The 22,502-nt window shown below is 61.4% G+C and carries 29 protein-coding genes; 13 read left to right on the top strand and 16 right to left on the bottom strand.

The genetic code is table 11. The annotated features are described in order from the left end of the window. Window positions 1-155: 155 nt before the first annotated feature. From BLM15_RS20165 to BLM15_RS20130, 8 genes are all read left to right on the top strand, one after another. On the top strand, window positions 156-482 hold the full coding sequence (locus BLM15_RS20165; protein WP_126114434.1) for an immunoglobulin domain-containing family protein: 327 nt from the start codon (window positions 156-158) through the stop codon (window positions 480-482). Continuing rightward, a complete protein-coding gene (locus BLM15_RS32200; protein WP_126114433.1) occupies window positions 479-1,402 on the top strand; it encodes a hypothetical protein in 924 nt (307 codons plus the stop codon). The genes BLM15_RS20165 and BLM15_RS32200 overlap by 4 nt, the downstream gene beginning before the upstream one ends. Further along, a complete protein-coding gene (locus BLM15_RS20155; protein WP_126114432.1) occupies window positions 1,399-1,854 on the top strand; it encodes a hypothetical protein in 456 nt (151 codons plus the stop codon). The genes BLM15_RS32200 and BLM15_RS20155 overlap by 4 nt, the downstream gene beginning before the upstream one ends. A 1-nt stretch (window position 1,855) precedes the next feature. Further along, complete coding sequence (locus BLM15_RS20150) at window positions 1,856-2,290, top strand: hypothetical protein (RefSeq protein WP_126114431.1); 435 nt, start codon at window positions 1,856-1,858, stop codon at window positions 2,288-2,290. Next, complete coding sequence (locus BLM15_RS20145; protein ID WP_126114430.1) at window positions 2,287-2,469, top strand: hypothetical protein; 183 nt, start codon at window positions 2,287-2,289, stop codon at window positions 2,467-2,469. The genes BLM15_RS20150 and BLM15_RS20145 overlap by 4 nt, the downstream gene beginning before the upstream one ends. Beyond that, entirely contained in the window at window positions 2,466-2,687 is a 222-nt protein-coding gene (locus tag BLM15_RS20140; RefSeq protein WP_126114429.1) for a hypothetical protein, read from the top strand. Before BLM15_RS20145 ends, BLM15_RS20140 begins: the two co-directional genes overlap by 4 nt. Further along, window positions 2,684-3,022, top strand: coding sequence for a hypothetical protein (locus tag BLM15_RS20135; RefSeq protein ID WP_126114428.1), 339 nt, complete (start codon window positions 2,684-2,686; stop codon window positions 3,020-3,022). The genes BLM15_RS20140 and BLM15_RS20135 overlap by 4 nt, the downstream gene beginning before the upstream one ends. A 193-nt stretch (window positions 3,023-3,215) precedes the next feature. Continuing rightward, window positions 3,216-3,452 (top strand): hypothetical protein, encoded by a 237-nt coding sequence (locus BLM15_RS20130; RefSeq protein WP_126114427.1) that lies wholly within the window; start codon window positions 3,216-3,218, stop codon window positions 3,450-3,452. 394 nt (window positions 3,453-3,846) lie between these two features. Here BLM15_RS20130 and BLM15_RS20120 read toward each other — a convergent pair whose 3' ends face one another. The 3 genes from BLM15_RS20120 to BLM15_RS20110 all read right to left on the bottom strand — a co-directional run bounded on the left by BLM15_RS20120 (window position 3,847) and on the right by BLM15_RS20110 (window position 6,358). Then, window positions 3,847-4,824: a patatin-like phospholipase family protein gene (locus BLM15_RS20120; protein ID WP_126114425.1), complete on the bottom strand. Its 978-nt coding sequence runs from the start codon at window positions 4,822-4,824 to the stop codon at window positions 3,847-3,849. Window positions 4,825-5,108: 284 nt separating this feature from the next. Then, window positions 5,109-5,378: a hypothetical protein gene (locus tag BLM15_RS20115; RefSeq protein ID WP_126114424.1), complete on the bottom strand. Its 270-nt coding sequence runs from the start codon at window positions 5,376-5,378 to the stop codon at window positions 5,109-5,111. Between the two features lie 77 nt (window positions 5,379-5,455). Further along, the gene (locus BLM15_RS20110; protein ID WP_126114423.1) at window positions 5,456-6,358 is read right to left on the bottom strand and encodes a hypothetical protein; all 903 of its coding nucleotides are present in this window, start codon (window positions 6,356-6,358) and stop codon (window positions 5,456-5,458) included. Window positions 6,359-6,618: 260 nt separating this feature from the next. On the opposite strand from BLM15_RS20110, the gene BLM15_RS20105 reads away from it, so the two are divergent. Beyond that, window positions 6,619-6,855 carry a hypothetical protein gene (locus tag BLM15_RS20105; RefSeq protein ID WP_126114422.1) on the top strand — a complete coding sequence of 79 codons (237 nt, stop codon included), beginning with the start codon at window positions 6,619-6,621 and terminating at the stop codon, window positions 6,853-6,855. Window positions 6,856-7,597: 742 nt separating this feature from the next. Here the strand turns inward: BLM15_RS20105 and BLM15_RS20100 are convergent. Continuing rightward, window positions 7,598-7,798, bottom strand: a complete 201-nt coding sequence (locus tag BLM15_RS20100; RefSeq protein ID WP_126114421.1) for a hypothetical protein — start codon at window positions 7,796-7,798, stop codon at window positions 7,598-7,600. Between the two features lie 209 nt (window positions 7,799-8,007). Then, window positions 8,008-8,370: a hypothetical protein gene (locus tag BLM15_RS20095; protein WP_126114420.1), complete on the bottom strand. Its 363-nt coding sequence runs from the start codon at window positions 8,368-8,370 to the stop codon at window positions 8,008-8,010. Window positions 8,371-9,214: 844 nt separating this feature from the next. Between BLM15_RS20095 and BLM15_RS20090 the strand changes: the two genes are divergently transcribed. Both BLM15_RS20090 and BLM15_RS20085 read left to right on the top strand, forming a co-directional pair. After that, complete coding sequence (locus BLM15_RS20090) at window positions 9,215-10,147, top strand: HipA domain-containing protein (RefSeq protein WP_164547584.1); 933 nt, start codon at window positions 9,215-9,217, stop codon at window positions 10,145-10,147. Window positions 10,148-10,149: 2 nt separating this feature from the next. Beyond that, window positions 10,150-10,896 carry an HIRAN domain-containing protein gene (locus BLM15_RS20085; RefSeq protein ID WP_126114418.1) on the top strand — a complete coding sequence of 249 codons (747 nt, stop codon included), beginning with the start codon at window positions 10,150-10,152 and terminating at the stop codon, window positions 10,894-10,896. A 131-nt stretch (window positions 10,897-11,027) separates the two neighbouring features. Here BLM15_RS20085 and BLM15_RS20080 read toward each other — a convergent pair whose 3' ends face one another. From BLM15_RS20080 to BLM15_RS20030, 11 genes are all read right to left on the bottom strand, one after another. Next, window positions 11,028-11,258: a hypothetical protein gene (locus BLM15_RS20080; protein WP_126114417.1), complete on the bottom strand. Its 231-nt coding sequence runs from the start codon at window positions 11,256-11,258 to the stop codon at window positions 11,028-11,030. A 142-nt stretch (window positions 11,259-11,400) separates the two neighbouring features. Beyond that, the gene (locus BLM15_RS20075; protein ID WP_164547583.1) at window positions 11,401-12,042 is read right to left on the bottom strand and encodes an AsnC family protein; all 642 of its coding nucleotides are present in this window, start codon (window positions 12,040-12,042) and stop codon (window positions 11,401-11,403) included. Further along, window positions 12,039-12,362 (bottom strand): hypothetical protein, encoded by a 324-nt coding sequence (locus BLM15_RS31655; RefSeq protein WP_206438547.1) that lies wholly within the window; start codon window positions 12,360-12,362, stop codon window positions 12,039-12,041. The genes BLM15_RS20075 and BLM15_RS31655 overlap by 4 nt, the downstream gene beginning before the upstream one ends. A 144-nt stretch (window positions 12,363-12,506) precedes the next feature. Beyond that, a complete protein-coding gene (locus BLM15_RS20065) occupies window positions 12,507-14,648 on the bottom strand; it encodes an AAA family ATPase (protein ID WP_126114415.1) in 2,142 nt (713 codons plus the stop codon). Next, complete coding sequence (locus tag BLM15_RS20060; RefSeq protein WP_126114414.1) at window positions 14,648-14,878, bottom strand: hypothetical protein; 231 nt, start codon at window positions 14,876-14,878, stop codon at window positions 14,648-14,650. Before BLM15_RS20060 ends, BLM15_RS20065 begins: the two co-directional genes overlap by 1 nt. Continuing rightward, window positions 14,875-15,210: a hypothetical protein gene (locus tag BLM15_RS20055; protein ID WP_126114413.1), complete on the bottom strand. Its 336-nt coding sequence runs from the start codon at window positions 15,208-15,210 to the stop codon at window positions 14,875-14,877. Before BLM15_RS20055 ends, BLM15_RS20060 begins: the two co-directional genes overlap by 4 nt. After that, a complete protein-coding gene (locus tag BLM15_RS20050; RefSeq protein ID WP_126114412.1) occupies window positions 15,207-15,710 on the bottom strand; it encodes a hypothetical protein in 504 nt (167 codons plus the stop codon). The genes BLM15_RS20055 and BLM15_RS20050 overlap by 4 nt, the downstream gene beginning before the upstream one ends. Continuing rightward, on the bottom strand, window positions 15,707-16,018 hold the full coding sequence (locus BLM15_RS20045; protein WP_126114411.1) for a winged helix domain-containing protein: 312 nt from the start codon (window positions 16,016-16,018) through the stop codon (window positions 15,707-15,709). The genes BLM15_RS20050 and BLM15_RS20045 overlap by 4 nt, the downstream gene beginning before the upstream one ends. A gap of 208 nt (window positions 16,019-16,226) precedes the next feature. Continuing rightward, window positions 16,227-16,445, bottom strand: coding sequence for a DNA-binding protein (locus tag BLM15_RS20040; RefSeq protein WP_126114410.1), 219 nt, complete (start codon window positions 16,443-16,445; stop codon window positions 16,227-16,229). A gap of 132 nt (window positions 16,446-16,577) precedes the next feature. Then, a complete protein-coding gene (locus tag BLM15_RS20035) occupies window positions 16,578-18,026 on the bottom strand; it encodes a hypothetical protein (RefSeq protein WP_126114409.1) in 1,449 nt (482 codons plus the stop codon). 97 nt (window positions 18,027-18,123) lie between these two features. Continuing rightward, on the bottom strand, window positions 18,124-19,347 hold the full coding sequence (locus tag BLM15_RS20030) for a tyrosine-type recombinase/integrase (protein WP_126114408.1): 1,224 nt from the start codon (window positions 19,345-19,347) through the stop codon (window positions 18,124-18,126). A gap of 723 nt (window positions 19,348-20,070) precedes the next feature. On the opposite strand from BLM15_RS20030, the gene BLM15_RS20025 reads away from it, so the two are divergent. Continuing rightward, complete coding sequence (locus BLM15_RS20025) at window positions 20,071-21,417, top strand: LLM class flavin-dependent oxidoreductase (RefSeq protein ID WP_126114407.1); 1,347 nt, start codon at window positions 20,071-20,073, stop codon at window positions 21,415-21,417. Between the two features lie 70 nt (window positions 21,418-21,487). Beyond that, entirely contained in the window at window positions 21,488-22,501 is a 1,014-nt protein-coding gene (locus BLM15_RS20020) for an ABC transporter substrate-binding protein (protein WP_126114406.1), read from the top strand. Window position 22,502: the final 1 nt, after the last annotated feature.

The following is a 22,502-nucleotide window of genomic DNA, read 5'->3' as shown; positions in this document are numbered from 1 at the left end:
CCCAGCGTGTACAGGACGAGAGGAGCCACGACTGCTCCACCGATGAGGACGCTTCCGACCCTTTTGGCGTCTGCCATCGCCGCCTTTCCTGTTCGCGCCACAACCTGCCTTTTCCACCGCCCGCTCGCAAGAGCAGCTTTCCATTGGAGGTCGTGATGTCAGGCGCTGGAGCGCTCGATGCCCCGTTTACGATGACGAGTGCAGAGAGCCTTTTGATCACCCTCAAAATCGTCGATGGAGCGACCCCCAGCGACTACAGCTGGTCCTACGATCTGAAGGGTTGCCAATCGCTCTCCCTGACCGAAGCAAACGGCATCACGGTCGATGACGGGACAATGATGGTCACGATCGATCCCGGATCGGAATATCGGCTCGCACCCGGCAACTACGAGCACGGGTGCGTGGTCGTTCACAAAATCACTCAGCAGGCGCAGCAGATCTTCGACGGCTGCGGGACCGTAACGCGGAGCCCGAACACATGAACATCAACGTTCGTCTGAGGAACGCTCCAGCGATCAAGCTGCGGTTCCAGCCAGGCGCGACAGGCCCATCCGGTACCGTCGCAGTCAATCCAACGACAATCACGGGCGCACCAGGCACTGACGCTTCGGTCGCGAACACCGGCACCCCCACGGCTGCGGTTCTCCAGTTCACAATTCCACGGGGCGACACAGGTGCTACCGGCGCAACCGGGGCGACCGGCGCTACGGGTGCAACCGGCCCCCAAGGACCACCGGTCGCTGACGGCGACAAAGGCGATGTCGTCGTCTCGTCGAGCGGCACGGTTTGGACCGTAGACACCAACGTCATCGGCGACACTAAGCTTCGCCAGGGCACTGCGCTGACGGTCATAGGCCGCGCCAGCAACTCGACTGGCAATGTCGCAGACATTGCCGCTGGGACGGACGGCCACGTTCTGCGCCGCTCAGGGACGACGCTTGGATTTGGAACGACCGCCACCGCCGGCATAGCGGACGACGCCGTTACCAACGCCAAGCTTGCCAACATGGCGGCCGGCTTGATCAAGGGCCGCGCCACGGCATCCACCGGAGATCCGGAGGACTTAACGGCCGCTCAGGTCCGCGCGGTCATCGGGGCAACGGCTGTCGGTGAGGCGGTCTTCATGGCAGCCGACGCCGCCGCGGGGCGTACCGCGATCGGTGCGGGCCCCCAGCCGCAGACAGGGGCGGGCGTCGGGCAGTTCGTCAAGGGGCCCGGCGTGGACGCCACCCCGTTCACGCTGCCGGCTGGCGGCACCTGGCTCTGGTATTACTACGGAATCGGGGTCGCCACCGGAGCAGTGAATTTCGCTCAAACATCCGGCATATCCGCCGGAGGGACGACTGTAGCCACCGGTGCAAGCGGGACCGGTTGGTGGGGCTGGGCTCTGAGGATCACATGATTGACCTGACCTATCGTAGGAGCGACGGCTCGTTCGTCGTGCAAGTCGGCGGCATGCCGTATCATGTGGTCGAAGGCGATGAGCCGTTGTGGTCAGAAGCAGTAGAGCGCGCCATAGAGATGGGCGACGACCTAGGTTTGGAGCCCCCGCGGCCTGAACCAGAACTCACGATTGAGCATTACGGCAGCGCCATTCAGAACCACGTCGATGCGGCGGCGCAGGCTCGCAGTTATGATAGCGGCATCACCTGCTCGTCCTACGTGAACTCGACAAACCCGGGATGGGCGGCTGAGGCTGAGGCTTTCGTCGCCTGGCGTGATGCGGTTTGGACCTATGCCTATGGCGAACTGGCCAAGGTTGAAGGCGGCCAACGCCCCCAGCCGAGCGTCGCTGAAATCATCGACGAGCTTCCGTCTATCAGCTGGCCGCTCGGCTCATGCTGCGAGGTGTGATGTGACCGAGGAGCCGCGCAAAAGCGCAAGCAATGCGCGAGGCCGGCCATTTGCCCCCGGCAACCCTGGCAAGGCCAAAGGCACACGCCACAAGGTCACGCTGGCCATAGAAGCCATCCTAGAAGGCGAAGCGGAATCGTTGACCCGGAAGGCCGTGGAGCTTGCCCAGGCGGGCGACATGACCGCCCTACGCCTATGCATGGACCGGCTCGCTCCCGTCCGCCGTGACCGGCCCGTCACCTTCGACCTTCCGAAGATCGAGACAGTGGATGACCTGCCCAAAGCGACGCGTGCAATCATGGAGGCGGTGGCCGGCGGCGAACTCACGCCATCGGAAGCGGCAGAACTCGGCAAGCTGGTCGACGCACACGCCAAGGCAATCGAAGTGACGGACCTGCATCGCAGGCTCGCAGCACTGGAGGGAGGCCGGACATGACAAGGCATATTGCCATGCGCATCGAGCGCTTGGAGCAGGCCTGTGAAGTCCAGTCAGGCCGCTTCATCATGTGGTCGGATTCCGACGAGCCGGACGCACCACTTGAGCGGATCGAGCTATGCGGTCTCTCGCATGAGGAATGCTTGGATCTGCTGGACGAGCCTGAGGCGCTGCAATGACCGGCGCCATCCTCGCCCGCATCATTAAGCTGGAAGAGCGCCGCCGGCCGGTGCTCGAAAGACTCACCAAGGAGTTGCGCGACGCTCAGGTTCGGGCGGCGCTTTCCAATCCGGCACAGGTCATTGCTATCCGCGAGCGGCTGCTCGGTTCAGGGAACGAAGCGTTCGCCCGGAACGGGTTGCCTGCCATCATAGCAGCGTTGAGGGCTGACACATGAGCATCGCGATCGAACGCCGACTGCGAGCGCTGGAGCTACACGCAGGCAAAGGAGCGCGACCAACCACGGCATTCGTTATCAGGACCGATAATCCTGGCCAGGCCAAGGCGCTGCTGGCCCGAGCCATCGCGAGCAATCAGGTCCGTTCCGGCGATCCGGTGCTGATGCTGACGTGCATCGGATTCGGTGCGGGTGATTGGCAGGACATCGCTGACCTGTCGCTCGCCGATCTCTCGGCCCTCGCTGAAGGTGGGCAGTACTCACCCGATGCAGCCCGCATGAGCGACAACGAGCTTCACGCCGCTATCGTCGATGGCTTGCGGAGGGTCGCATGAGAAGCTTCGCCGATCGTATCGCCAAATTGGAGGCCAGCCGCGGCGCTGGCGCACGAACGCGCCGCATTGTGCAATATGTCCTCGACTGCGCCCCATCCGAGAGGGAGGCGCGCCTCGCCGCGATCGAGACAGCGGACCCGGATGCATTTCACATCGTCCGCGTTGTGGTCCGGCCAGCGGAGAGGATTGCCGCATGAGCACCGGGTTGGAGCGCAGGTTGGCGAAGGTTGAGGCCAAGCACCATGCCGAACGCGGGCTGGATAGACGCATCCAGCGAATGACCGATGCTGAGCTGGATGAAGCCATCCGAACCTGCAATAGCCAGCTCGAATCCGAGATAGGACCCAACTGGCGCGCGTGGCTGGCGGAGAATGAGCCGAAGACCGAGGTGTTGTTTCGTCAGCTTGAGAGTGAAGGCGTCGAACTGTGAGCCGAGAGCTGGAACGGCGACTGACTGCATTGGAGCGGGCAACCTCGCCTGACCGTGTCCGGTACATCGTCAGCGACCGTCCGCTGAGCGACGAGGAATGGCAAGCGACGAAGTGCAACGGTGAATACAGCGAAACGGACGCGATAAGCCAGGTCCTCACAGAGGCCGAATGGGTCGCGCGCTTCTGTGCGAACGGCAAGCACCGGTTGGATTGCGTGGTTTTCAGTGAGCCCGCTTTGCCGGCCGGCAGCGTCACCGCGACGTAGGGGCTTCCAGTCTTGCCGCTCTCCGGTTGCCGCCGGATCTCTGCATTAAGCTAAATCTCATAGTCAGCGCACTCTCCTGGAGGTGAGTGCCGATAGCATGGAACTCGCAAACTCGCCTTTTAATTACCCTAGTTCTCGTCATCTAGAAGTAGTCGCTTTACCTGCTCTAGACGGGCCTCGCCGTCTGCTCCGGTGATGTAAGAATCAGCAAGGGTAAAAAGGCCGTCTATATTTTTTTCTGAAGCATCATCCAAATCATCGCTCACGCCGTTCAGAGTAATCTGCCATCGAATGTAATTATTGTGGCGTAATATTCGCTGTGCTGTGTAATGTGCGCTCTCCGCTGACCCGTCCATAATTACATCGAGCATTGGCCTGACCCATTGTGCCGGGTTCCAAAATTTACTTTCATTGGTCGTGATACGTCGGATTAGGTTACCAGTGCCCAGTGACAATACTTTAAACCTCGTATGCTTATGGAAATCTCTAATCCCATCGCCAGAGTCACGGCGTAGGGCCTCTGCCATCGCTAGCATAACAGGATTATTTGCAAAAACACCACCATCCACCATTGGATGGTCTATCCCTTTGATATCCATAACATGCGCAGGAAAATATGTCGGGGCTGAACAGGACGCCGTGCAGGCTTCCCAAGTAGGGATATCTCTATAATCTCCAGAATGAGACTTCATTATTATTGGCTGCCGGGTAAATACGTCGTACGCAGGTATAAGAAGCTGAGTCTCTGCTTCCTTGAGTTTGTGCCCAGCCCCTAGAAGACTCTTAAGTGCATCACTCAAAGGTGCAGACACATAAGAAGGCCCATCGAGGGAGAGATATCGAAGCCACCGAAAGCGGCGCAAACCTAAAGTCCCCACCGGGAATATCTCGGGCCCTTGCTCGCGATAGAGGGGTAGGGCCTCTTCCACGGTTCTGCCAGATGCCGCCACTGCCGCAATTGCTGATCCAGTTGAGGTGCCGGCAATTAGATCGAAGTGCTTGTATAGTGCTCCGCCAAGTAATTTCTCGATTTTCGAAAGCCAGACTGCCGGAAGAATTCCTCGGATGCCTCCACCGTCGATCGAGAGAATTTTAAAGGACTGCATGCGCTTGCCTCCAAATCGGCAATATTCCACTTGTTGCGCTTTAGAGAGATGAGGCGCTCTGCTAGGCGCAGAGGTTTATAAGGTGGCTACAAAAACAACTTAGCAAACATTGCCCATCAGCCACAATTCGCTGCGGCACATGGTTGTGTGTACCCGTTTAAGTTTAAGTTGGCGTCGCTCGGCGCGTCAACCGAAAGTAGTTTGCGTCTAGGTGCCGCCGCTGGCCGGTTGGACGGCGCGGCCCATAGCGGCCGGCAGCGAGCCTACTCTTCTTTAGTCAACCGTCACCAACGATTGCGCGAACGGCCGTACCCATCGCCATAGCCGCCGTTGTGTTGGTTGTAGTTTCCATAGGAGCCGTAGTTGTTCGAGCGGCTGCTGTCTGGATTGGTCCGATAGTGGCCGCCCGTGTAGTTGCCGGTGTTGTTGTTATAATGCGGTCTGACATAGTGGCTGTTGCTGTTTGATCCAGTGCCGTACTGGAAAGTGCTCTGCGCATTGGCGCCAGCGGCAAAGCCCGCAATCATCGCAGCGGACAGAATTAGAACTCGCATCGTCAGCCTCCCGTTATGGTTGCGGTCACTCTTACCTAGGGGAAAGGCGAGAGTCGAGTCGTGGGCTGCCCCCCACCTCAGCCCTCCCAGCGGTTCATCAGTTTCCATTCCAGCAGCGGCATAGTCCTGCTTTCCATAGAATGGCCCGGTCCCATCAGGCCGTGATGCTCACGAACCAGCTCTTTCATTGCCTCGACCGCGGCAGCTTCTCCGTCGCACTCTAGACGCTTGGTGAAAGCTTCTTCGACTGATGATGGTCCCGTGTGGCGATAGATCTCGAAGAGCGCGACCCATGTGCCCTTCCCGGTGCGACGTAGGCGTTTCAGCTCAAGCTGCCGCTCACCTTCGAAGGCAGCAGCTTCCCAGAAATATTGCTCCTCCGGTTCGTCCTTAGCCCTCTTTCGAGCTTGTTGGATGAAGCCAGGAAGCGACCTCTCCGAAAGCTGGCCTACCGACCAGGGTACGAGCGAAAGTTTTGACCCGATCTCATTCAACGCGCTCTTGGCCTCATAGCTCAGCGGTGCATGCTTTGCGGCAAAGCCATCGACGCTTGGCAAAGCCTTGGTTCCCGGCTTTCGAGCGAGGTCGGCAATGATGGGATCAAGGAGTTGGGGTTCCGGCTTCCAACGATTTCGTTCCTCCCAAATCTGATGTTCCCGCCGGCCCTTCATCGAGACGACATTGTCCTCCGGGCTTTGATGTTCGGGAAATGCTGCATTCATCACCGCCCGGAGATTTTCTCTGAGGCTTTCATCCACGCGTCCTTCCGGGTCGAAGTCGAGATAGTAGCCGATCGTCTTGATGATGCCCTGGGCCTTGCCTCCTTCGTTCTCCACAATCAATTCCAGCACGCGCTGACGCGTACCGGCATATGCAGGAATAGCGTCATCTCCGGATGTCATCTTATCGGCTACGCGTCGCGGGATGCGTTTGATCGTGCCGTCTTCCTCGATCAGATAAAGTCGAACTGTCAGCGCCATGGTCTCTCCTTCCTGCTGAGATTCTAGCAGGCGGCAGCGCGAAATCTCCGACAAAATCAGCCAGAAATCCGGTCATTCCGTGCGCAATCTTGGGTGTCCTGCCCGCGGGCGCGGAATTTCCGACCGCATTTGCTTGTCGCGAGGCAAAGACCGATTTGATTTCGGCCACGGAACCGCTGCTCGGTCAGTCCGTTAGAACGTCATTGCGGCGATGCACGGCGCAGACAGGCTCAGCGGCGGTGAAAAAAAGGGGCTCAGGGATGGAAGACGGCTTCAAGGCAATGTCTCAGAAGGCCGAAGGCGGATCCTCGCAGGACGGTCCCTCAGATCGTCTCAAGGCCTATGGTGTGGACACGGACGTGATGACCGAGGCAGCGACTGAGCGCGCAAGCGAATTGCAGCAGATCATCATGGTCGAAGTTCGGGCACGCCCTCTCCGGGCGCTCGGGTGGGCCGCTGCCGCGGGTGTCGTATTCGGCTTCTGGGCCGCGAAATAAGTCGTGGCTGGATTGCTGGCCTATTTTGCTGCACGAGCGACGCTTACCCTCAAGCGAGCTGCGATCAGCTATGGCCTCATGGCGCTCGGCGCGTTGATCGCCGTCTTCGCGCTGGGTTATGCGCTAAACGCCGGCTACCCCGCACTGATGGTCCGCTACGGTCCAATAGCGGCCAGCCTGACAATAGCTGGTGGCCTGGCCGCGGTGGCGGCGAGCTGCGTTGTCGCCGCGCGCATCGTAAGCAGGCGGCCTCGGCGAGTGGTCTCAGCCCCGCCGGAGTTGAATCCGCAATATTCGCATCTGCATTTAGCGCGAGCCGCACGCCCGCGCGTGCTCGCCCTGAGTGCGGGCTTGGCAGGTGCGGCAACCATGGGGGCGGCAATTCTCGGCTTCCGAAAGCGGAGAAACGTCCGCAATAGGATTAGTGCGAGGACTGCGGACTAGTCATCGCCATGTGGGTTCGATTTCCAGTTGTTCAGTCAACTCAGGCTTGCCGAGATCGGCGCAGGATGGCGCCGATTACCCGAGCGCGCCCGATCATGAATGAAGCGCAATCGGCTTTACAAGCATCCCTAGGGCTAGCGCTGCATTCGACGAAATTGCCAACCAGATCCAGAATTCCAATGGAACGCGGTACAGCATTGGATCTCTCCTTCGTTGCGGTACAATCGCCGAAGCCGAAGGCCGTTCCAGGAGAGCATCCCATTTGAGGCAAATGCCGCGGATCGTGGTGAATTATGAGTTAATGCTGGCGCCGTTCAGCAGTACCTTTCTCTTCTCCCCGCTCATCCCTGACCACCACCCTTGCGCCAAGCCGCGAGGCCCATTTCTCTGCATAAGCTTTCACTTCGTCGAGATTTGAGGATCGGCAGTAGAAGGAGCCAGTAGCGTCCTTCATGGCCCAATCGCTGCCCAGTCGGCAGACCTTCAGGATCTGGCTCATGTCGTTCCCTCCCAAGGGTTCGACAATTCAACCTCGTCCGGCGGTGGTTGGTTCCGGCACAGGGGGCCATTCGCGCCCTCCGCGCGCCGCTGAGAGTCATCGGCCGCTCGCCGCTACGCCCCTAGCCCGCACCATCGCCAAGCCAGCCAGCCAGCGGCCACGCCTGAGTCACGGCGAGGCATCGCAGCACTGCGCCATCGTCCGATAGCCTATTTACAGCGGTTGAAGGTTAGTCCGTCGCTGGCGCCCCATGGAAAGCCCTTGAGCGTCAGGACGAGCGCGTGGCCCGATCGACGGAACTCTGCTCTGCCATGCGTGAGCTGACTGCCGCCCTTCTGACATGTGGCCGCATAGCTAATTCCCCCGTCGACGGGCGAGCCGGCTCCGACGCTGCAGCCCACCTCGTAAAATGCGAAGTCGTCCTTGCCGACCGACAGCACGTCGATCTCGCCGTTTACCTGCTTGCAGATGTGCCAGTCAGTTGACCACTCGCCTCGGAACTCCGGAGCAATTTCGGCATGAGCCGAGGAGGCCCCAGCAAAAATGCAGCCGGTGATGAGCGTCAACGCCATCCATCTCATGCTGCGCCTCTTTCAATCAGCAACGTCATCAGCTGGCAGGTTGGCTAGCCAGAGTGGCTGCAAGAGGGCAAGTGCCAGTTCCTGAGTTCGACGGAACCGCCCTCCTTCGAACCCACGGTACGGTTTCCTGGCTTGCGCAGCCTGCTCCGGCATAATGGAGTAGGGCCGGCCCGCCTGCTTGGACTGACAAGGAGTTCCTGATGACGAAGCTTTTCGTGGCCGCGTGTTGCATCCTGATAGGCGGTTGTGCCGCTACCGGCATGTCGGGACCGGCTGGCCTCGATCCAATGCAAAGTGATGGATCGACCTATGTGCCTGCGGGTGTCGAGGGCACATATCAACCGTCTGCCGACGAGCGCCTTACCTCCACCTGCACGATGAGGGGGAAGGGCGTGGTTTGCCGCTGAGCGGGCGGTGCGCCTAGGAGTAAATTTGCATACCCGCTTGGCTGATCGTAGTTCTCGTGGTGGTCAAGCTTGGGGGCTAGCCTTGGACGAGATCAATCTCAGGATGAGGTGGGTCGCTTGTCTGATGGAGTTGGCTCTTCCTGAAATACAGGGCGGCCGCCAGTGATAGTTCAGTGGGGAAATAGCGGCAGTGTCCAACTTGGACGAGCGCCCTGCGCCGGCAAAAACCGGCTCAATACCTCAAAATTTGTGGGTCGCTCACTGGGCCGAAAAATCGGCTCAATACTGCCGTTCATGTGGGTCAGATTTTTCGCCATCCAATCTGGGCAGGAGGCGCATCATCAGAAGTGATGGATTTCGGTCTGAGCATTGACGTATTGCTATCTCGTCTCCTCACCGCGGGCGTAGCCCAACCGCCAAGATTAAGCATGAAGCTACAACCCCCCGGCGCTCCTATCCTAATCGGTGCGTGGAGCCGTGATGATGACTTTGCTATTCACCCGGTTGGATCGAAACCAAAGAGGACTGTGATCTGCCCCGAAGCGGAAACACGGCCGTTCCTCATCCCGAGCCACACCTACTTGTTCAAGATTGCGACCGGGTGGAAAGCACAGCAGCTCTGGGCTGAGGTCATCGCCTATCAGATAGGATGCCTTGTCGGACTGACCGTACCACCAGCATTCCTGGCCTATGACGAGAGGACGGGGGAGCTCGGGGTGCTAATCGAATTTTTCTATGGCTTCCCCGGCGAGGCGGAACCTGCCCGATTCTTCCACGGCATCGATTTTATTCGACGGTTCCGCGAAGCGTCCAATGGTGACCGCCCGCACGATCTTCGGACTAATATTTCGATCTGTCGCGCCTATCGGGTGCCGAACCATCTCGAATGGTGGGCTCGAACCTTGGCATTCGACGCGCTCATTGGGAATACGGACCGTCATACCGAGAACTGGGGCTTTCTGATCCGGTCACGTCCTGGCAGGGGACATCACTATGAATTGGCGCCCGTTTACGACAATGGGACAAGTCTCGGGTTTCAGCAGGCCGATCTCAAAAAGCTGCTCGAACCGGGAGCGATGGCAGGATTTATCGCCAAAGGATTGCACCATTGTGGGTGGGATAGAAACACTGATGCACCGACCCCACATATGGATCTGTGTGAAAAATTAGCCGTCGCTTCGGCCATTGCTGGCGCTGCGATGCGAAATGTGATTCGATTCGGCGAAGATGATTTGCGGAGCCTTGTGAGCCGGAACGTCTGCGCTGAGATCGACGTTCCGTTTTGTACCGAAAGAGCAGAATTGGTTACGGCTATCGTACTGGCGCGTCGCGCTCGCCTGAGTGCCGTACTGGGAGAATGATAGTGGAAAACTGGATCACGACGGTGCAGGAGCCTCGAACGCTCTTCCTCGCGTGGCAGGCACCGGACCACTATAAGGAGCGCTATCGTTGGGCAGTTGGAATGCTGTCGCCCACGGGAAACGACCTTCAACTGCGCTACTTCTCCGATACCGAGTTCCGTCAGTTCAACGATGGGAAGCCGATCGATGCCGCCCGGGCGCTTTCCTACGAGGGCTTCCCTTCGTTCGACCGGAAGCGCCAGATACATCAGGCAGGAGTGGCTGATGCCTTTTTGCGGCGTTTGCCGCCGCAGTCCCGTGCAGATTTTCGCGACTTTATGAAGCAGTTTCGGCTCGCTCCAGATCGACCTTTATCTCCTTTGGCACTCTTGGGTCGCACAGAAGCCAAGCTTCCGAGTGACGGATTCTCAGTGGTCGACCCGCTCGATCCGACTCAAGCGTCATGCGATCTGATGTTAGAGATTGCCGGGTTTCGTTATTATGTGAAGGAAGAGCCTCTAGGCGTCGGCGTAGGGCACGAAGTCACAATCGAGGCGGAGCCAGATAATCAATACGACGCGGGAGCTGTGAAGGTTTCCTTAGGGGGGCGGAAGATTGGAAATATCAACCGCTTACAGGCCCCAACATTCCTCCAGTGGCTGAGGCATCGCAAAGTGACCGCGGTTCTCGAACGCCTCAACGGTAAGCCTGATAGCCCTCGAGCCTTTGTGTTTGCGCGGGTGCGTCCCGCGATGCGCGCCGCGGCCTGAACGGCAGGCGGCCTTCACTAGGCCGCGTCATCGGCCACGAACGGCCTGCGGATCCCCGCTGCGGCCGTTCCTCTCTTGGGCTATGCCCCCCGCGGCTACCTTCACAACGCCAGCCAGCGGCTTCGCCTGAGTCATGGCGGGGCAATCAATCTTGCGAGGAAGGCTTCTTGCTGCGTTGCTGCCGCGAGAAGCGCGTCGAACGATTCCAGTGCGGCCTCCACAATTGGATGGACGAACGCGCGCAAATCGCAGCGCCATTCCTCAGACGATTGCTCCCAGCTGAACTGGCGCTTCTCGCGAGCGCTTTCGTGAAGGGCTTTTGCCCCCGCCTCGATTGCGAGGTCGATGCGTGTGTTCGCCATTGCCTTCTCCTGCTTTGGACGCCACGCACAAAAACTGCGGTATTGAGCCCTTTTTCGCGCGCGTCACATTTGCGGTATTGAGCCTCCGAAACAGGGCGCAGAAGAACTGAGGTATTGAGCGTATTTTTGATGCCGACACTGCTCAAGTTGGACAACGGTTTGCGAGCTTCTTCCGCCAGTTGGACACCGTCTGCGGGCTAACTCCGGCGCGCCGCCCAATTTCGCGATCTGACAACTGCGCAGCAGTGCTCAAGATGGACAGAACCTCAGCGCGACGGTCGGCTTGTGTCCGCCTGTCTGAGGCTGTGACTGTCGCGTCTTCAGCCCGCCCAGATTGGACAGAGTCGACGAACTTTTGGAAATCGGCGGCGAGGCGAGCCGCGAGGGCGGTGTCTTCTGTGCTGGTCCGATAATGGTCCTGGGCCGCGAGGTGAGAGAGCCAGGTTAGCCGTGCGCTGATACCTCCGGCGGATGCATCCGGCATCGTGTCCATGAGATGCTCCAGGCCAGCGATTCTCGCTGAGATGTGCGGTTCGGGGCTGTCCTGGCTCACGTCTTGCCAATGGTGATACTCTGCCCAGACTGAAGCGAGGTCGCCCGGCATTGGGTGGTCGGCTGCGTCCAATGCCGCAATCAGAGCCGGCGTCACCGGTTGTCCAAAACGCCAGCCAGCAAAGCCGCAGATCCAAGGCCTGTCGGTCATGTCAACGCCGGCCTCCTGCACGCGCGGGGTGAGGGAGATGCGGAGCTTTCGTTCCAGATCTGAATTGGCCACGGTCGTCACGCGAGCGCTCCCGCTTCGCGCAGCACCTTCCGGCATTCCTCGATACGAGCTGGCAGCTCGGCGAGGCCGCGGCCTTCGGGCGTGACGTTGCCGGCAAGCAGCGCATCCCACATGTCGCCAGCTCGATCTCGGTGGCCACGGTCGCGAGCACCGTTGCGCCAGCCATGCCAGTAGGAGCGCGAGCGATTGTCGCCGCAAGGCAGCCCGCCCGCTCCATCCTGATAGCCCTCCGCCATCTCGTCGTCGTCCAGCAGAGCCAGGTCCATGAGCGAGGTGACGGGCTCCCGGTTCGGATTCTTGAAATCAGGTTCGTTCGACATTTCTGCTCCAGTGATTGCGCCAGTCAGTTGGCTGCGCCACTTGCGCCAGTTCAGTCCCCCTTAAGGGGTGACTGACTGGCGCAGATTTTGCGCCGGTCTGCGCCAGTCGTGCGCCAGTCAGAAAACGCGACTGGCGCAGCCTCTTCACGCTGCTTTTCCGGGGATGATGTACGACCGCATTTTGCGCTGCTCGTCTTGGCGGCGCTCAATCGCGAGAGCGCCATTTTCGATCCAGATGCGAAGCACTCGGTTGACCTGTTCGCGGTCTGCCTTCCGATCTACATCAAGGCCGAGCACGTCCCCAATCGCGAAGCCGATCCAGTTGCTAGCCCGGCTGTCGTGCCGGTAGGTCGGATCGGTCCGGACCATGGCAATCACGCGCTCGCAATCGTCCGCCGTGACACTGTCGAGCACGCCCGGCATTTCCCATGCGGTGGCGACGCCGACATTGTCCTCGGGCTCCAGCCCGCGGCCATTGCCGAGCCCGACGCTGACCATCTTGAACCAGCTTGCGCGCTCCATCGGCGGGGCCATGTTCGCCTTGCCGTCGTCCACCCGAAAATGCAGCCGGCGGTGGCCCTCTTCGATACCAGCCCGCTCAGCCTCCTCCTTCGACATGGCGTTCAAGACCCGAGCGTTACGGACAGCGCCGAGCAGGGAGGAACCGCCGCGGGCGTCCTCGACGGCGTAGCCCTCCGGTCCGCTGGCGGTCTTGCGCACGTGGTGCACCAGCTCGATCGCGCAGTTGCACCGCTCGGCGATGCCGGCCCATGTCTTGGCGACGCGGTCGATTGCCCCGTTGTCGTTCTCCGGCACACCGTGCGAGGCGACGAAAGGGTCAATGACGAGCAGGTCAATCCGGTTGTCGCGGATAGCCTGCTCAACGCCCTCGACAGTCGGCACGGCAACAATGGTACGCTGCCCAGGCCCCATCTCGGCGATGCGGATAGGCAGATCGCGCCCGCTGTCGACGAACAGCCGATCGGCGATATCATCCGCGGCGATTTCGTAGTGCAGGCACGCTGCAGAAATGCGGCGGTCCAGTTCGTCCCGCGGATCTTCGCCGTTCCACAACCAGGCCCGCAGCGGCTCGCGCACTCTCACCCCGAGCAGATCGCGCGCCGTCACCATGGCGAGCGCTTCGACGATGCCCAGCGACGACTTGCCGAGTCCGCCCGGGGCAACCGTCGTGCTGACGAAACGGCGCACGTAATGCCGGCCGTACAACCACTCGCGCGTCGGGATGGTGCTCGGGTCCATGAGGACGAAGGGCGTCGCTTTAATGCCGGAACTCCCGGCATTAATCGGCTCGGCAATTTCTTCGTCCGCCCCGAACTCGCGGAAGTCGAGCACGTCTTCGCCGTCGCCCTTGCGCGCCTGCCAGGCATCGTTCGTGTCCTTGCCGAGCCCTTCCTTGGGCAGGGCAATCAAGACCTCGCGGCCAGCGTCGCGCCAGCGCACACCGCACGACCGCGCCGCCGCGGCGTTGGCCGCGTCGTGCTCCCCAAGAATGGTGAGCGTGTCGACGCCATTCACGACCGGCAGCTTGGCGATGGCTCCAGCCGATCCCATGGCCCACGCAGGGGCGAAGCCCATCCCGAGGCCAGAAAGCGCGCTTTCAATGCCTTCGCCTACTGCGAGCGTCCCGCGCTCTGCGTCCAGATCGCCGAACATGATGGCGGCGCCGATGACGGGCCCGAGCATCTTGCGATCGATCTTCTTCGCGCCCGGAGTCAACGCGGTGCGATGGATTGCCACGACCTCACCGCTCTCGATCGAGCGGAAAGCAGCGACCAGGCAGGGGTGGCGCGCGCCCTCGCCAAAGGGACAATCGGCGTGGAAGCGCAACGTCGTCATCGCGACACCGTCCGGAACCTGAAGCCTGCGGGAGGCGAGGTAGGTTGCGGCGAGCGTGCCACGAGGGTCGACACTCTCCTGCCAAATGCGCAGCGCCTGCATATGGCGCTTGTCGCTGGTCCGAAATTCCGGCTGAGCATGGCCGTTCGCATGCCCGTTGAGCTTGAGCGCCCGAGCCTGCATGCGCTCGAAAGCGCCAGTGTCATGCTGTTGGCCTTCCGGCCGCCAGACGATGCCCAGCTTGCGCTCGACATAGGCCTTGCACGCCATGTCGTCGTCGCCGGAGTGGCTATGGACGATGAGCTTGCCGCTCTCGCCGATCTTGACGGACATCGAGCGGTCCTTGGAGCTGTGGCCGGGGCCAGGTGCAAGCACCTGACCGCCGGTGACGATGCCGCCGAGCGCTTTCGCGATATTGGGGAGGGACATCAAGTGGCGGCCCTCCCGTCCTTGTCGGTAGGGAATGCGAGCACCTTGGCTATCAGTTCGTCGCCGCGGAACGGAACGCCATAGCGCTCCGCCATGTCGCGACCAGCGGCCACCGCGGCGATGATGGTGGGGAAAGGCCCATCGATGCCCGAGCTGTCGCCGTGGCGGCTCTCGTGGATAGCAAGCCAGCCGCGTTCATCTTTCGCGAGGTAGATTTCGGCGCCGCTCATTCGTCGCCTCCATCACCGCGTTCGGCGTTCGGCACCCGATCGCCCCACACGAAGCGGAGGAGCCACGGGCCGGGCACCAACTGCATATCGGCCGAGTAGTAGATTTCCGGCGGATCGCGGACGAGGCCGTTCGAGAGGACGAGGCCGGAGAAAATCAGGCACGAAGTGGCGTTCCTGATCTCGCTCCCAATCTCCTCCTCCGGCATCCCGGAGGCGTCGAGCGCGCGCCGGAATACGGCGTCGTAGCTGAGAGTGGAAGGCGTCGCTGCGATATGCTCGACGATGCCTGCGATAACCTGCGCGCGCAGGTCCGAATTGCTCGCGGTGCTCAATGCTGCCTCCACTTGTCTTCAGGGAGGACGGAGGCCTCCAAGTCGACGTCGAGCATCTGCACGGCGATTTCCGTGAAGCGGACCTCGTTGCCCTTTTCCAGGCGCCGATCAGGGTAGCGAAGCAGCACAGGAACATTGAGCGCCAGACCGCGATCGATCAGTTCGGGAGCGGCCTCATCCGTGTATTCGTCGCCATCGGGGCCAACGCCATTTGCATCGACATCGCGGATTTGAGGCGCGGCGATGTGGTTGATGACCGGCAGCCCGCACATTTCGAACGCGAGCTGAACAGTCGCCACATAGTGGGAGGCCTCGTCAGGCAGGGCGCCGTCGTAGTGTAGGAAGGCTTCGGTCCAAGCCTTGAGGAAGACCGTTGCGCCCATCTCCCGCCAATGGGCGACCATGCCCTTGAACTCGGCCAGAGCTTGGATCGGATTGGCCTCGGCTACGGCCTTCACGCGCGCCATATCGAGAGGTTCGGTTGCGCTGGAGTGAATCAAGCGACCTCTCCTTTCGCCGTTCCGTAGTCGACGCTGACGATTTGAACCGCCGTCGTCAGGCGATACCTGGCATGTGTCCCGATGCCGTGGCTTTCCGAGCCGGTTTCGATGCCGACGCCCATGCCGCGCAAATCGAAGACGTAGGCGCCGAGGCGAAAGGCTGGGCCACCCGGAAATTCAATTCCGGTCACGCCCTTGGCGCCGCGTTCAACGAGGGTGAGAAGAGTCAGGGCCTCGCGACCGTTGACGGAGATGGTCGGGCCCTCCGCGACGCGGGCGAGCAACTTGGGGAAAGCGCGTTTTGCCATCAGTCACGGCCCTCCTTCGGCCCGATCGAGGCGAGGCGGAGAACCGTCAGGGCGTGCAGCTCGGAAAGGCCGAGCCGGCGTTGGAGCCGGTTGACGAGGATGGTGTGGATGGTAGATTCGGAGGCGCTAGCTGCCAGGCAAGCAATTCCTCCGAGGCCGGTTTCGCGCCCCCGCGCGGCCGGCCTCATCTCGTTCAGGTGCATGATGCTTACGCGGCCTCCTTCTTGGAGGGCTCGCGGACGGGCAGGGCCAGAAGCCACGCCCTGGCATCCTCGTACATGATGATGAGTTTGCCGGCGGACTTGCGCGCCTTCAGGCGTCCGGCGGCAATGTCCTCTTGGATCTTCGACCGGCCCCAGCCGGAAGCCTTGATGAGCCCCTGCATATCGTAGGCGAGGGGCGCTGGTTCGTGGTGCGTGGTCGCCATTTTCGTCTCCTGCGCCGCCTCAAGCCGGAATGGCTTGGATTGGACGCAGGGAGACGGTTGCAGATGGCGAATCCCGCCGTCTTTACCGCCACTTACCCCGCCAGCGAGAAATTTGGCGGGGTAGTGGCGGGGTTATCCGGCATCCTTCGATCCGGACTCCTTCCATTTGTCCGGCGCGCATTCGTTGCGCACCGTGCGGGCATCTTTGCGCCCTAGCTGGAAGTGCTCTTTCATCAGAGCGAAATCTTCTTCGGCTCTTGGACCTCGCGGGCTACCCGTCCATTGTTCGACACGCTGGCAATACCACTTACGAGCTTCGGCCATGCGGATCGGCCTGGCCGCTTTTGGCTTGGTCGAAGGCGCTGCGAACGATCCGTTACTGTTGCGCTGCTCGTTGGCGGGATCGACTTCCGCCGATCCTCCGCCAAGATCGGAGCCCCCATTCTTAAGCAAAGGGGCGCCGCTCTCCCTCGACGCAGCCTGAGCCTGCTCTTCATGAATCCGAATGAAGGCCCAATCTGCCCCCGTGAACACAGAGCCGTTATCAGTGAAGAACATCGGAGCGCGGGGGCCCAGCCATTCCCCCGTTGGAAGGTCAGTGACCGAACCATCGCGCCATAACTGAATGACCGTGGACACGCGACCGCTAGCCGCCACTCGGCGGAGGCGGTCTTCTGCTGGCGCGCAGCCATTGATGAACTCTTCTCCATCTCCGGCCCGCTCGAACAGCTTCACGGCGGCCTGCATGCTCAAAAAACCAGGCGGTTCGAGCAGAGGCGGCGGTGAATCCCATTTGATAGGGTCTGCTGCAGCTCGCGAGAGTTCGATGGTTGCTTGTGCTGCCAGTGCTGCAATGCGGATGCGATCAGAGGGGTGTGGCAAAGACTGTGTCCGCTCCTCTGGAGCGGCAGCTTCTGTATCGACCTGCGGGGACTGGTTACGCGCCGGGGAGGCGTCAGGCGCCCCCTCCGTAGTCAGTTGCTCGAGATCAGCGCGCAGGACAAAAATTGGAGCCGTCCCCGGCGAAGCGAATTTGCGGTGCGGCACCGTGCAATCGCCGAACAATTGGTGAATATTGAAGTCCGCCCAGGCATCCGCGGCAATCGGGGCGTTCCCGAACTGGCCCTTTTTGCGGGCCACAGTGCGAAGCCGCCCGAAGGTGGCGTGCTCGACAATCGCTTTTTGAGCGCTGATGAGGCGGTTCCAAGAAGGTCGGCGCGATTCGATGGTCGCCTCTTGGATCTCCCGTGCCATCTTCCATTCTAAATCCGTGAACTTGTAGTCAACGACAGTCACACCCGGGGACAGCCTGTTAAGGCTGCCGGGAAACTGTTGATCGTCCGGCTTGACCTCATACATGGGGTCACCAGCGAGCAACCTGTGCGCCTCTAGCCGGTCTCTACGCGTCGCCTGCCGCTGCAGTGGCAGGGGGATTACCGGCGCCGCAATTGGCTCGTCACCAGTCCACGCGTGCGGGTAAAGCGCCTTGCCGAAAAGATGGAGCGCGCGACCGAGGAACACGTGCGTGGCGGTATCTCGCGGCCAATCCGCATTCTCTCTCCAGAACTGTGCGTATTCCATCTGCCGCGCTCCGCGACGCACCATCTGGAGCATGGGGAAATGGGGCGGTGCTTCCCCACTTATCAGCTGGCCGGCCTATCCCCATGCGTCTCTTTGCCTATCCGGCTTTCACGCGGATGGGCGTCACGTTGCTCTTCTTGATCGTCGGGCCGCCAGCGAATCGCGCCCAAGCGTCCATCAGTTTGCGCCGTTTCTCCAGCGCGTCACCGCGGCGATAGGCTCGCTCCGTTTCGTCCCCAACGATATGAGCCAAAGCCCCCTCGGCGACCTCGCGAGGAAACGACGTGCACTCACCCGCCCAATCGCGGAACGAACTTCGGAAGCCGTGAACTGTCAGGCCTTCGTGCTTCATCCGCTTCTTGAGCAGGTTCGCCATCGCCATGTTCGAGAGAGGTTTTCCCTGGCGAGCGCCCGGGAAGACGTACTCGTTCTGCTTCACCTTTTCGGCAGCATCGAGAATTGCCAGGGCGCGCTCGGTGAGGGGTACGCGATGCTCAAGGCCAGCCTTCATCCGCTTGCCGGGAATGGTCCAAACCTTCGCCTTGCGATCGAACTCGCCCCAGGTCGCTCCCAGCACCTCGCCCGAACGGCTAGCGCATAAGATCGTGAGTTCAAGCGCGAGCGCAGCGGTAGCATCTCGCTTTCGCAGATCCACCACGAAGTCGGGGACATCTCCATAGGGCATCGCCGGATGGTGGCCGCGCTGAAGCTTCTGCCGCCGCGGCAAGAGGTGGTCCAGATGCCCACGCCAGCGGGCCGGATTGTCGCCGACTCGAATCCCCTTCGCCTTCGCGGCATCTAGGACACGTTCGATCCGGCCGCGCAGGCGTGAAGCCGTCTCCTGCTTGTTGGTCCAGAGCGGCTTGAGCACCTCCAGTACATGCTCGGTGGACACGGCTTCGATCGGAATGGGGCGCAATGAGGCTGCGTAGGTCTTGAGCGTATGCGACCACTGCCATTTGTGTTTTTCGTTTCGGAAGCCGCCTTTGATGTCCTCGACTAGCTCGTCTGCGAACTGACCGAAGGTCTTACCGGCTTCAGCCGCCGCCTCGGCCTCGCGCTTGGACTCGATCGGGTTGATCCCGGCTTTCACCTGCTTGCGGGCATCGGCTGCCTTGTCTCGGGCATCGGCGAGCGAAACGGTGGAGACGCCGCCCAGGCCCATCTCCTTGAGCTTGCCTTGCCACCGGAACAGAAACAGCCATCGGCGGGCGCCGCTTGGGTCGATCACGAGATACAGCCCATCACCGTCGCTATGGCGACCGGGCTTGGTCAGCGTTGTGACGGTTCGTGCCGAGAGCTTTTTGACCTGGCGGGCCATGGGCTACCCCAACTTCTACCCCAACGAATGACGCGCATCATAACAAGCTGGGATGAGCCGGGATAGGCGAGGCGCCCTCTAAGCCACTGGAAAAGCGAAGCCCTCCCAAGCCAGGAAAAGCTAGGGCGGGCTCCAGTTGTGTGGAGCCTGGCTCCACCAAATCTCTCCGACAGTTCCGATATCTGGTTGTCCCGGCGAGAAGCCTCGATGAGGCTTGAGCGGTTCTGATGCCGTAAAGGCGATGGGTTCGGCCGCCGGCAACGGCTCGATCGAACGGCAGGTACGCCACCTGCACAGCCCCCGCGATACGAAGCATGCCATTGGCTCGAGCCGTCGGATGCTCTTCGCCCTGGGGTGAATTCGGCTTGCCGGAAACGCGATGCTTGGAAGCCGGATGCCGTTTGAAACGGCGGATCCGACCCGCCTGGTGCTCCGGTGTGTTGTCGAAAGGCTGCGTCTGAGCTTCGGAAATTGGCTGAGATGGTTCTTTTAATTCGCGAGCCAAAAACAGAGAATATTTATCAAATAAATACGCTAAATCGGAAAACTATTCTGGTGAATGAGTTTGACAAGGTCGACATTTTACAATGATAATCTCCTGCCGCGAGCATTCTTTTTAAAAAACACTTCTCTTGACCATGCGCGGAGCCGTCCGTCATCGTAAAAGGCAGGGATCGCGAGGTTCGCGCCCCGTCAGAACATTCGCTTTTTGCGAGGTGCGCGATGTCCAGTGCTGGCCGCCAGCTCACGCTCAACCTGTTCATTTATCCCGGCGGCCATCACGAGGCCGCCTGGCGCTACAAGGACTCCGAGCCGGCGCGGGTCCTCGACATCCGCTACTATCAGGAACTGGCGCAGAAGGCCGAGGCCGCGAAGTTCGATGCGATCTTCTTCGCTGACGGGCCGTCGCTGCCGGAAAACGTGCGCTATTCCTCGCGGGTTCGTTTCGAGCCGATCACCTGGCTGACCGCGATCGCGGCGGCGACCGAGAAGATTGGCCTGATCGGCACGGCCTCGACCACTTACAATGAACCCTACAACCTCGCCCGGCTGTTCGCCTCGCTCGACCATATCAGCGGCGGCCGCGCCGGTTGGAACATCGTCACCACGAGCGATGCTGGGGCCGCCCATAATTTCGGCCTGCCGGAGCATCCGCCGCATGGCGAGCGCTACGAGAAGGCCCGCGAATTTCTCGACGTCGTCACCAAGCTCTGGGACAGCTGGGAGGACGACGCGCTCGTCGCCGACCCAGAGAGCGGCGTCTTCGCCGATGCCGACAAGGTCCATCGCATCGACCATGTCGGCAAGCACTACCGCGTGCGCGGGCCGCTCAACGTCTCGCGCTCGCCGCAGGGGCGGCCGGTCTATGTCCAGGCCGGCTCCTCGGAGGATGGCCGCTCCTTCGCGGCTCAGTTCGCCGAGGCGATCTTCACGGCGCACCAGACGCTCGGAAGCGCGCAGGAGTTCTACTCCGACATCAAGGCCCGTGCCGCCACTCTAGGCCGCCGGCCGGATCACTTACGCATCCTGCCCGGGATCAGCCCGTTCCTCGGTTCGACGCAGGCTGAGGCAGATCGGCTCGAGGAGGAGATCAACGAGCTGATCCAGCCCGCCGCCTCGCTCGACCAGCTCAAGCGCATGATCGGCGTCGACCTCAGCGGTTACGATCTCGATGGACCCGTGCCGCGCCATATCATCGATACGAATGGACCGAAGGGGCTAGCGAGCCGCTTCCAGCTCGTCGTCGACATCGTCGACCGCGAGAACCCGACGATCCGTCAGCTAATCCAGCGCCTTGCCGGTGCGCGCGGACATCGTGTCGTCGTCGGCACACCGGAGCATGTCGCGGGCGAGATCCAGACTTGGTTCGAGCAGGGTGCCGCTGACGGGTTCAATGTGATGCCGCCCTGGATCCATGGCGGCTTCGAGGTCTTCGTCGCCGAGGTCGTGCCGATCCTGCGCAAGCGCGGCCTGTTCCGGCAGGACTATTCCGGATCGACCCTGCGCGATCACTACGGCTTGCCACGTCCGGATAGCCTCTTCGCCGCAGAGCAGCGCAAGAGCGCCTGAGCCTGCCCGCCGGTAATTCCCGATCCAGCCATGACGCGACGGGCCCTGCCGGCCCCGCAGAGGACATCCGATGAAATTGACTTACGCCCTGCCACTTGCCGCCGCGCTGCTCGCCAGCCCTGCCGCAGCCCAGAAGCTTCCGGAGACCGCGCCGATCCCCGAGCGCGTCGCGCCGGGGACGACGCTGGTGATCGGCGATCCGCAGACCAGGGTGGCTCTTACCTTGTCGGGGGAGCTCGCCAAGCTGCCCTTCAAGGTCGAATGGGCCAACATCTCCGGTGGCCCGCAGACGATCGAGGCCTTTCGGGCCAAGGCGCTGGACATCGGCTCCGTCGCTGACATCCCACCGATCCATGCGCAATGGACCGGCCTCGAGGTCAGGATCGTCGCTGCCAAGTTCCGGCGCGATCCGGTCGGCCATCCGATCTATGTGATTGCCACGGCGCCGGGCTCCGGCATCACCAAGCTCGAGGACATCAAGGGCCGCAAGATCGCCTTCAGCCCCGGCCAGGCGCAGGGTGCGCTCGTACTGCGTGTGCTGAAGAAGCTGAATCTCAGGCATGACGAGGTTCAGCTCGTCGAATTGCCGAGCGTCGGCGACGCCTACGTCAACGCGCTGGCGAGCAAGCTCGTCGACGCCGCGCCGATCGCGGAGGCGAACAAGCAGCGCTTCGTCCAGAATTACGAGCGCGACGGCGCCAAGGCGCTGCCGCACGGCTTACGCGACGATCCCGCCTATCTCTACGTGGTGAAGGCCTCGCTGGAGGACCCCGGCAAGGCGGCGGCGATCCGCGCCTATGTCCAGGCCTGGGGACGCGCCACGAAGTGGATCGAGACCCATCCCGAGGAGTGGATCAAGGGCTATTACGTCAAGGACCAGGGGCTGAAGGCCGATTCCGGTCGCTTCCTGGTCGAATCGAACGGTGATCCCGACGTGCCGCTCGACTGGGGCGGGGCGATCGAGCGCCAGCAGGAAACCATCGACCTCCTCGCCGCCGAACTGAAGAAGCCGGTGCTCAAAGCCGCGACGCTGTTCGACCGGCGCTTCGAGCAGGTCGCCGGCGCGGCCTATCAGGGAGAGTGAG

The sequence above is a fragment of the Bosea sp. Tri-49 genome, assembly GCF_003952665.1.
Lineage (GTDB): Bacteria > Pseudomonadota > Alphaproteobacteria > Rhizobiales > Beijerinckiaceae > Allobosea.
This window is presented reverse-complemented; position numbering and strand designations above follow the sequence as displayed.